Source organism: Desulfobacter curvatus DSM 3379 (assembly GCF_000373985.1).
GTDB classification, from domain to species: domain Bacteria; phylum Desulfobacterota; class Desulfobacteria; order Desulfobacterales; family Desulfobacteraceae; genus Desulfobacter; species Desulfobacter curvatus.
The window spans coordinates 3,107-12,097 of sequence record NZ_KB892906.1 but is presented as its reverse complement, the minus strand read 5'-3'; the positions used below and the strand labels follow the sequence as shown (position 1 = coordinate 12,097).

Annotated in this window: 13 protein-coding genes; 3 read left to right on the top strand and 10 right to left on the bottom strand. The window is 45.1% G+C overall.

Annotated elements, in window-relative coordinates:
• Positions 1-261: 261 nt before the first annotated feature.
• A complete protein-coding gene (locus B147_RS27140; RefSeq protein ID WP_083927787.1) occupies positions 262-969 on the top strand; it encodes an ISAzo13-like element transposase-related protein in 708 nt (235 codons plus the stop codon).
• A 90-nt stretch (positions 970-1,059) separates the two neighbouring features.
• Here B147_RS27140 and B147_RS31585 read toward each other — a convergent pair whose 3' ends face one another.
• The 5 genes from B147_RS31585 to B147_RS0102150 are packed head-to-tail and all read right to left on the bottom strand — an operon-like array spanning position 1,060 to position 2,808.
• Entirely contained in the window at positions 1,060-1,197 is a 138-nt protein-coding gene (locus tag B147_RS31585; RefSeq protein ID WP_020585620.1) for a hypothetical protein, read from the bottom strand.
• Positions 1,184-1,372 carry a hypothetical protein gene (locus B147_RS0102165; protein WP_020585619.1) on the bottom strand — a complete coding sequence of 63 codons (189 nt, stop codon included), beginning with the start codon at positions 1,370-1,372 and terminating at the stop codon, positions 1,184-1,186. Before B147_RS0102165 ends, B147_RS31585 begins: the two co-directional genes overlap by 14 nt.
• A gap of 18 nt (positions 1,373-1,390) precedes the next feature.
• Positions 1,391-2,197, bottom strand: a complete 807-nt coding sequence (locus B147_RS0102160) for an ArdC-like ssDNA-binding domain-containing protein (RefSeq protein ID WP_020585618.1) — start codon at positions 2,195-2,197, stop codon at positions 1,391-1,393.
• 24 nt (positions 2,198-2,221) lie between these two features.
• Positions 2,222-2,533, bottom strand: a complete 312-nt coding sequence (locus tag B147_RS0102155) for a hypothetical protein (RefSeq protein ID WP_020585617.1) — start codon at positions 2,531-2,533, stop codon at positions 2,222-2,224.
• A gap of 32 nt (positions 2,534-2,565) precedes the next feature.
• The gene (locus B147_RS0102150; protein ID WP_020585616.1) at positions 2,566-2,808 is read right to left on the bottom strand and encodes a hypothetical protein; all 243 of its coding nucleotides are present in this window, start codon (positions 2,806-2,808) and stop codon (positions 2,566-2,568) included.
• 676 nt (positions 2,809-3,484) lie between these two features.
• Between B147_RS0102150 and B147_RS0102135 the strand changes: the two genes are divergently transcribed.
• The gene (locus tag B147_RS0102135; RefSeq protein ID WP_020585613.1) at positions 3,485-4,339 is read left to right on the top strand and encodes a PEP-CTERM sorting domain-containing protein; all 855 of its coding nucleotides are present in this window, start codon (positions 3,485-3,487) and stop codon (positions 4,337-4,339) included.
• A gap of 840 nt (positions 4,340-5,179) precedes the next feature.
• Here B147_RS0102135 and B147_RS0102125 read toward each other — a convergent pair.
• The 4 genes from B147_RS0102125 to B147_RS0102110 form a co-directional block, all read right to left on the bottom strand.
• Positions 5,180-5,755 (bottom strand): class I SAM-dependent methyltransferase, encoded by a 576-nt coding sequence (locus tag B147_RS0102125; RefSeq protein ID WP_020585611.1) that lies wholly within the window; start codon positions 5,753-5,755, stop codon positions 5,180-5,182.
• Positions 5,756-5,888: 133 nt separating this feature from the next.
• Positions 5,889-6,257: an Hsp20/alpha crystallin family protein gene (locus tag B147_RS0102120; RefSeq protein WP_020585610.1), complete on the bottom strand. Its 369-nt coding sequence runs from the start codon at positions 6,255-6,257 to the stop codon at positions 5,889-5,891.
• 106 nt (positions 6,258-6,363) lie between these two features.
• Positions 6,364-6,750, bottom strand: coding sequence for an Hsp20/alpha crystallin family protein (locus tag B147_RS0102115; RefSeq protein ID WP_020585609.1), 387 nt, complete (start codon positions 6,748-6,750; stop codon positions 6,364-6,366).
• A 114-nt stretch (positions 6,751-6,864) separates the two neighbouring features.
• Positions 6,865-7,311, bottom strand: coding sequence for an Hsp20/alpha crystallin family protein (locus tag B147_RS0102110; RefSeq protein WP_020585608.1), 447 nt, complete (start codon positions 7,309-7,311; stop codon positions 6,865-6,867).
• 186 nt (positions 7,312-7,497) lie between these two features.
• Here B147_RS0102110 and B147_RS0102105 point away from each other — a divergent pair, with 186 nt between their 5' ends.
• Positions 7,498-8,103 carry a hypothetical protein gene (locus tag B147_RS0102105; protein WP_020585607.1) on the top strand — a complete coding sequence of 202 codons (606 nt, stop codon included), beginning with the start codon at positions 7,498-7,500 and terminating at the stop codon, positions 8,101-8,103.
• 50 nt (positions 8,104-8,153) lie between these two features.
• Here B147_RS0102105 and B147_RS27135 read toward each other — a convergent pair whose 3' ends face one another.
• Positions 8,154-8,975, bottom strand: coding sequence for a sigma 54-interacting transcriptional regulator (locus B147_RS27135; RefSeq protein ID WP_425386994.1), 822 nt, complete (start codon positions 8,973-8,975; stop codon positions 8,154-8,156).
• Positions 8,976-8,991: the final 16 nt, after the last annotated feature.

Here is an 8,991-nt window from a genome sequence, read left to right as displayed (position 1 = left end):
ACCTGCTGAAGAAAAATACCCCTCACTGCTTGAAGATATTAAAAATATTGTAGAACCTATTTGCCAAACGGACCCAACATTTCATTCGACCAAATTGTATTCACCTATTACAGCAAAAGAAGTACATAGAAAACTAATTGAATTGAAAGGGTATCAACCNGATGATATTCCCTCGGTCATAACGATTAACAGGAAAATGAACCAGCTGGATTATCGTTTGAAAAAAGTGACCAAATGCAAACCTAAAAAAAAATTCCAGAAGTGAATTTTATATTTGACTATGTTCATAATATCAACAGGATAGCAGATTCGAATCCGGGGATAATAAGATTGTCAATGGATGCAAAAGCCGTCATAAAAGTGGGACCATTTTCACGAGGCGGATACAATCGTTATGGCTTACGAGCCTGTGATCATGATTTCCAACCAGATACGCTTTTAAAGCTTTTTGGTATATTCATTCCGGCAACAGATGAACCCTTCTTTTATTTTACCGAAAGTCATATTACAGCAGATTTTATAGTCGATGCTTTAGAACAATTATGGCCGACTCTTAAAGAAAAATATGATCCACATACCTTGGTCCTAAATTTAGATAATGGACCAGAAAACAGCAGCCGGAGAAGCCAATTCATGAATCGTCTGGTGACTTTTTCTCAGAAGAATTCTGTGAGCATTAGTTTAGCTTACTATCCACCCTATCACAGTAAATACAACCCTGTAGAAAGAGTTTGGGGCAGATTGGAACAACATTGGAATGGAGAACTTCTGGACAAGGTTGAAAAAATTTTAGGATTAGCGAGAACAATGACCTGGAAAGGCTGGCGTCCAGTTGTAACCTTCGTGGAAAAAACTTATAAAAAAGGCGTAAGTCTGACAAAACAGGCCATGCAAATCATAGAGAATCAAATTTTCCGAATCAAGGGCATTGAGCAATGGGCGGTTGACATACCGTTCTATTCTGATTGATGCTTTGGAAGGTTTTATTCTGATATTGTGCCTTAGTTTATTCCCCGAGGGGGAGGAGGAAGGTAGGGGAAGGAAAAGAAGGGATGGACGTTATTCTTTTGGGTCTTCGTCTGCTTCGCATTCAGCCTCAATGCGGCGGCGTTCAAATTCTTCTTCGGCCATTTCTTCTGCCATGGCCCCGGCCAACCCAATGTCATCCCAATCCGGGAAAAAATCACAAATTTTCATTACCTCCATTCTGGTTCAGTCCGTATCTCGTTTCGATGGCCAGGCGGCAAGCTGAGCAAAGGCCGTGGCTTACCATCACGCCAGCCTTTGCCAAAACCTGGGAGTTTTTCGTTTCAGGGCAATTGGTCTCTGAAATAAATCCACCACACCAGGCACAAATTGTTTTTATTTTCATAATTTTTTTCTCCTTTCATCATGCTACTTTCTGGCTGTTTTCAATGCCGTCGGCACGGCCATGGAGGATTAGATTGATAATTTTTTCGCAATCGGACAGCACCCGCAGGCAGGCTTTTTCAGGGCTCATCTTTACCTTTTGGGCGTAATGGCTGATATAGCGAAAGCTGTTGCCTGTGGTATCCTCAATACTTTTACCCGCAATACGGGACAAGGCCTGGGCTGACAGCTCGGCTGTGATCTCCTGGAACGGGGCCTGACCTGGTTTCAATTCACCTTTGATGATGTGATCCGCTGTATGCGACAGCTCATGAAAAAAGGTCTTCTCCGACGGTGTAGCGAGGGCGATTTCTTTGCGGGCGGGGGAAAAATATCCGTAATAACGGTAATTGCCTGGAACCGCCTTAACATCTATGCCCCAGTCATACGCCCTCTGAAGTAATGGCAATTCGGGCAGTTCAATGTTTTGGTAATCCAGGGGCTCACCTTCGGTATCTTTAACCCGAAACACGGGCATAGCCTTGAACATGCTCAACACTTGCTGTTCTTCCTGCGTGTCTTCATCAACCTGTTTACGAAAACACGGCACCAGGATGTAAATTGCCTTGGAGCCCTTTTTCACGTAGCGGTCAACCTCTTTCCACTGCTTATATCCCCTGGCATCCGCAGTTCCTGAGAGGAACTGTATGGTGCGATTTGTAAAGCTCCACTGAGCGCTGGGGATGTCGGGGATGGGGAAGCTTGCAACAGCAACGGCCTCGGGCACATTCCCACTTTCAAAGGCGGATACGATTGATTTTAGGACGGTTTGGATGTTCTTGTTCATTGCTAGTTCTCCTGCTTAAAAATGTTAATGAAATGGCTTGTATTCTTCGTTTAACGAGCGTTTGAGGTCTTGGATAACACTTGATGCGTCTGTTCTTTTCATCGTGCTCAAATCGGCTCCAAATTGCCGAAAACACCTATTATTCAGATGTTCGATGCTGATACTGTTTTGCTGGGCAAGGAGCCGGATATACCAGAACTGCTTTGGTGTGATTAGGCGTTCTTTCCAGTCAGGGTCTTCCTTACGGATAAATCTGATGGTTCCAGAGCGAGGTAAATCATCCGGTGGTTGTGTAAAACGTTGTAATGTTCTGGTTTTTGAAATGTGTTCAAGCATGAAAACCTCCTTTTTGGTATTGATGGTGTGATTTACAGGCCCATGCCTGCTGGAATAATACCGTTGAACCTGTGGTCCTTTGTGGAACAGTCCCGTTTGCCGCAGAGGAAGCACCGGCCCGTGATGACCTCAAACTGCTTTTCTGTGATCCACTCACGATGACCGCAGGCACAGGCGAAGAATCGAGTTTGGTTGGTAATTGATCTCCTGGTTGCCGTCATGGACCTTTGGCAACATGGACATGGGGCTTTGAATACTTGGCTGAAAGGTTTCATAAAAATCTCCTTTGCTTCGGGTTAAAATACGAAAGGGCCTGCCCGAAATGGACAAGCCCTTTTGATGGTTTTTCTCCCGCTTGATCACTGAACAGGGGGAGGGGGGATGGTGTGCTGTTAAGTTGTGGGTTTTAGGTGAGGTGCTTGGTGGGGTGGTACTGCCTCACGATGGCGGTCTGTGGTTTGAAGCCACTGTCAATAAAGCCCCCGCCCCTATAACTGACCGTATGGGTAAGGCTTCGTTATGATTTCTGTACCACCTGGAGGCGATAAATCCGTGGATTTTGAAAATGACGGCTATGATGCTTGCTTGGGGAAGATCTTGTCGATAAAAATGAGGAGAGAAGGATGGAAAATATGGTGCTTGCGTGGATTGGCACGAGTTGTAATTGTGAAATTATTTGCCACTGATATGAAAAAAAATACACAATAATATTCACGGTTTCTACATAACACTATATGGAAAAAAGTGCTTAAAAATGCCGTAAAATCTGATAATTAAGCCCTTTGGTATGATGGTATAAATATTGCTATATTTCGTTGTTCGTAACCTCAAACCTGTTGAGAGATAGGGACGGAAAGCAACGGCTCATTGAGATAGCAGGGTTGCACATTAGGGTGTAATTCAGCTTTTGTATTTTATAAAACTCGAACAGAATAAAAGGAGAATGTTTTAATGAAAAAATTGTTATTGGCTTTATTTGTTGCTTCAATATTTATCACATCGCCTGTGTCTGCCACTATATTGGAGGGCGATTTTTTAAGAGTCGGAGTCGGCACTGGCGGAGGTTTGATTGATGATGATTTCATTGTCGGCATTGACTACGACTCTGCTGGCAATGGTGCCTGGACAACCTATGACGTGTTGAAGCCCGGATCACCCTTCCAGTTCAATTCCATCGGTGTTAATGGTTCATGGGCCGCAAGCGGTTATGAGAATGGTAATAATTTTTCAGCCACTACGACTGAAACCAGTGCTGGTACAACACTGTCTACTAGTACAACCGGCGCCTATGGGGGACTTAGTTATAGTCAGTATCTTTACTTTGATGAAACATCCGGCGTCATTCACTTCACCATAACTTTGGCTAACATTACCGATAGCATACTTGAGGACGTTGTTTTTGCCACCGGTTTTGATCCAGATCAGGACGTGTACGCTGGCGGCTCTACTTATACGACAAATACTATTGAAAGCGATCGCGTTGTCGCTTATGGATCTGTCACTGGATGGGGAACCGCTATTGTGGGAGACGGTGTTATGACAATAAGCTCGTTTTGGAATCAAAATCCGTATGCCCTCGCCACAACTTCAGTCAACGATGGTTCTGGCGATTACACCATTAATATGGGTTGGGATTTAGGCGATATGGCTGCAGGGGCAGTGGCAACAATCAACTTCGATTATGCACTTGGAACAGATTCATCCGGTCATACCGATCCAGCTCCAATTCCGGAACCTGCAACAGTCCTACTCTTCGGTCTTGGCATCCTTGGCATAGCAGGAGCAAGCAGAAAGAAAAAAGCATAGTTTTATCTCGGTAAAAACAATACGAAGGCAGGGCAATTCATTTCGCTCTGCCTTGTTTTTTTTGATTTTAGCCCGACTTAATCGCCTATAAAAGGCTGTGTTTGGACGTTGGCTGGTTCAGGACGGTACAATCTGTCCTGCCGGTGAGAAACAGCCATAATGCCTGTCCTTAAAGCAATTCCGGGATTTTTACGGCGTTTTATTACAACCAGACCGTTTGGAGAGATGTGGGCTGCGGGGTGGTGCTGGCACACGCTAACTGGATTTTAGAGCAGTGCTTACATCGGCTTTGTAATTTTTGCGGGTTTGATATTCGACTGTCGGAAAAAGTTTTATAAACATCATCGTCCAACCGTCAATCATCGTCAAAATTCAACAATTTCAGCATGTTTCGATGGATGCTGTTATTGTCCAGGTCAGATGGGTACCGTCCATGAAGAGATGGGATTAAAATCCCGGATACATTGCCGAAGTGATAATGGCCCTTCAGGAAAAAAAGTTTTAGAAAATTCATCGTCCATATCGGGTTTATCGTCCAGGCATCAACTTAACGACTGACGTCTTGTTGTGGCTATATTTTGATTTGTTTTTGGAGCTGGACACCATCTGTTCCAGATGTCTGAAACGTAAAGGATTTACGGCTGGCTGTAAGGGTTATTGTGGAATTGGGGTAAATGGAGAGTAGCCTTGGGGACGCCACTTAAAAATAAAGGCTTTTCAGTAAATTCTGAAAAGCCTTTTGTATTTTTTATGTGCGGTTTGGTCTGCCTATACAAATCAAGTCTTGGGGGGACAAAATAACGATGCTCTTATCGTGCGAATTTAAAATTTCCATGGCCTTTATTCCTGTGATGAAAACAATGCCACATAATTATAGGGGCCAAGATCTGCCGCATTGATTTTTTTGAATCCCAATCCAGTGACCAGTCTTTCTGTTTCTTCCCGGGCCAAGCGTATATGTGCCGGTGGACCGGGAGGCCCATCCATTTTTTTGAATTCAATTACGGCCAGGCATCCCCCTGGTTTAAGAAGGTTGAGAACCTGTTTTAAGACCGTTTTGTCGGCGTCCATCTCCTTGAAGTCATGCAGTACTGTAGCCATCAGGCAAAGGTCTAAGCTATAGGCTTCGATGTCTATTTCCTTGGTGGCATCCGCCCTGATGGTTAAAATATTGGTGGCCTCTTTTTTCTGCGCATCTTCCTCCAGCATCTGAAGCCCCTCTTCCCAGAGATCCACGGCGTAGACCAAGCCAGCCGGCCCTGTAAGGTGAGAAAGAAACAGCGAATACCGCCCTTTACCGCAGGCCAGGTCCAGAATCACATCGCCCTGATGAATTGGCAGTATCTGTTTTAAAATATCCGTGTTAATCAGTTCAAAACTGCTTTTACCTGCACCTTTGGGTTTTGCCTGGTCCATTAAATTGCCTCCTCGGGAATTTGTGGTTTGCCTGGTTATAGGTCTTTAATCCGGAAACTATGAACCCCGGCATATTGCGGTCTCTGCACATGTCAGATATTGTATTCACCGTGTCATTAATGCCGCTTCTTTATCAGGCATATTTTACCTCAATTTGATTAACGCGGCTTGTCGGCGTTTTCAACCGGGGGATCGTTATCTTTAATATCCCGTTTTTAAACCTTGCGTCAACCCGGGACTCATCCGCATCTGCGGGCAGGGACAGGGTGCGCTGAAAGGCCCCGTAGCTTCTTTCAATCCTGTAATAGTTTTTATTCTTATCTTCATGTGTCTGCTTTTTTTCACCGCGAATGACAAGTGTGTTTCGGAGCAATTCAATGCTGATCTCTTTTTTACTGACACCAGGAATTTCCATGGAAATGCTGTATTCTTTTTCCGCATATCCATTCTCATTACCTTCTTTTTTAAACCAGTTCCATGGTGCAAATTTTTTGATATTCATGTCTCATCTCCTTTAGTTTATCCGGTTGAGGGCCTGGGGTGGCTGCGGCACGTTCATTTTGCCGCAGCCATCCTGATCCTGGCAGATAGAAGATGGTACCCTTGCCTTAGGCAGCGTTGATTTCAATTAATCTGGGTTTGGCTGCTTCTGATTTGGGCAGATGGAGGGTGAGAACCCCATCTTTGAGCTTGGCTTCCACATCTTCTACGTTAATGGTTTGGGGGATGGAAAAGCTTCTGACATATTCAACGTCCACAAATTCCTCCCAGTTTGACACGCCCCGGTGATCAAGCCGGCGAATGCCGGAGATGGAGAGCTTGCCGTTTTCAATGTTTACCGTGATATCATCCTTGTGAACCCCGGGCATGTCCGCAAAAAGCAGAATCTCATTTTCATTCTCATAAATATCCACTGACGGGGTGGCGGTTCTCAGCTCACGGGTTTTCTCAACGGCTTTGTTTTCGGTTTTGGTGATATCTTTTCTGTCAGTCATGGTAACCTCCTGTGGGGTTTGTTCTGTTGTTCATTTTTTAATTTAAACAGATGTTTCAACTTTCGTTGTGGGCTGAACCATGTTGAACAACCAAGCCAGCCCACAGCTGTTATTTTAGTTAATGGCAATCTGCCTGGGTTTGGCTGCCTCTGATTTTGGCAGTGTCAGATACAAAACACCGTCTTTAAGCGAGGCATCGACTTTTTCCGCATCAACCTCATCGGGCAGGGTAAAGCTGCGTGAGAATGTTGTGGCTGACCTTTCATTTCTGTGGGCCTTATACCCTTCGGGAGTTTCAATTACTCGCTTTCCGCTGATTTCAAGGTAATTGCCCTGGATTTTAATAGTGATGTCATCCTTTGAGATGCCGGGAAGTTCTGCCCGGACTTCAAAGGTATCACCGTTTTCCAGAAGGTTGGTTCTGGGTGAATTGGTGCCTAGGGTAAATGCCGGCCCATGCAGGTAAGGTCTGTCCATTTCATTGAAGAGTCTGTCCATTTTGGTGCGGAGCAGATCCATGGCCCCAAACATTCTGTCGATTTCGTTCATTCTTGTAAACATAGTTCATACTCCTTTTTATTTGTTGTTGTTTCCATCGGTTGGCTTGTTTAAGTCTGCCTCCCGTTTGTTTGAAAATAAAATATGTATAAATGATATCATGTCAATATAGTTTGCATTATTATTTCTAAAAAAATTGACAAAGTAATACACATCAATTAATTTTAATAAAAAGAGGAGGATTAAATAATGAGCGAATCGAAAATAAACCCCAATGATTTCTCCCTGGATGCACTTAAAGGGATGCAGTCTGTTCGGGCAACGTTTACGCTGCCCAGGCATGCCATCAATTTAATAAGCACCGTTGCAAACCAGTTGGGTGTGAAACAAAAATCAATCTTTGACCATTTGATTGAGAACAAAGATATTATTGATCAGATTGCTGATGAGGCAAAAGCGTATGAACCTGAAAAAAAAGGACGCAAACAAAAGACCTTTGTTTTAAGCCGGAATTGTTTAAGTACCCTGGATACTTTTGCCCGGGAATACGGACTGCCAAGAGATGTGCTGGTTGAGCTCTCCATCCGGCAGCTTGACCCGGTGATTGCCCAGGAAAAACAGCGGCATAAAAACAGAAAAAGACTGCTGTCGCAGATGCAGGATTTTAGAAAGCTTGGCAGTCATTTTTTGAAGCGGGCACACGACTTGGTCGGCCGGGATGATGAAACGGTTCAAACCCTTGAATCCTTTTTCAGCCAGTATGACAAAGCAATGGATGAGCTTGCGGTTATTATTGAAAAAGGTAAGTCCGTGGAGCAATTCCCCTCTGCCGGGGAGCAGCAGATGTCTGCCTGACATTTAAAGATAAAAACGGTATCATTGAGTCTGCAGCGATACACAGGCAACTATCGGATGACCTGGGTGGATGAGATGGTGTTGATTCCGTATTTATCTATTTTGCCATGCAGGGTGGGGCGGGATATGTCCAAAAGCCGAGCGGCCTGGGATCGGTTGCCGTTTGAGATTTTCAGGGCTTCTTCCACGGCCATGGCGCAGATGGTATCTGAAAAGAATTCAAAACTGTGATCATTGGACGGGTGGGACAGGCAGAAGTGGACCCATTGGCGGATAGCCTCTTCCTGGTTTGAGCCCTGGGAAATCTCCCCCGGGGATTCCTGTTTTCGGATAATCTGGCTTAAGTCGCTGACCGACAAAGGGTTGCCCCGGTTAAAGATCAGGGCCTTGTGGATCAGGTTGGCAAGTTCCCTGACATTGCCCGGCCATTCGTATTTTTCCAGAAGGTCCAGGGCGTCTTCCCGGATGCCGGGGTTATCGATTTTCAATTCATGGGAGAACCGTTCAAGATAGTGGGCGGTCAGGGGTTGGATATCCTCCAGACGATCCCTGAGGGGCGGCAGTTCTATGGTTAAGACCTTGAGGCGGAAATAGAGATCTTCCCTGAAAAGCCCCTGGGCAATGGCGGCTTTAAGATCCCTGTTGGTTGCNGCAATGATGCGCACGTCCACAGGAATGGTTTCATCACCGCCCAGCCGTTCAATGCATCTTTCCTGGAGCAGCCGAAGAATTTTGGCCTGGATGGAAATGGGCATATCGCCGATTTCATCCAGGAANACNGTNCCNCCGTCCGCCTGTTCAATTTTGCCGATATGCCGTCGTGCCGCGCCGGTGAATGCCCCTTTTTCAAAACCGAATAACTCGCTTTCCAGAAGATTTTCAGGGATG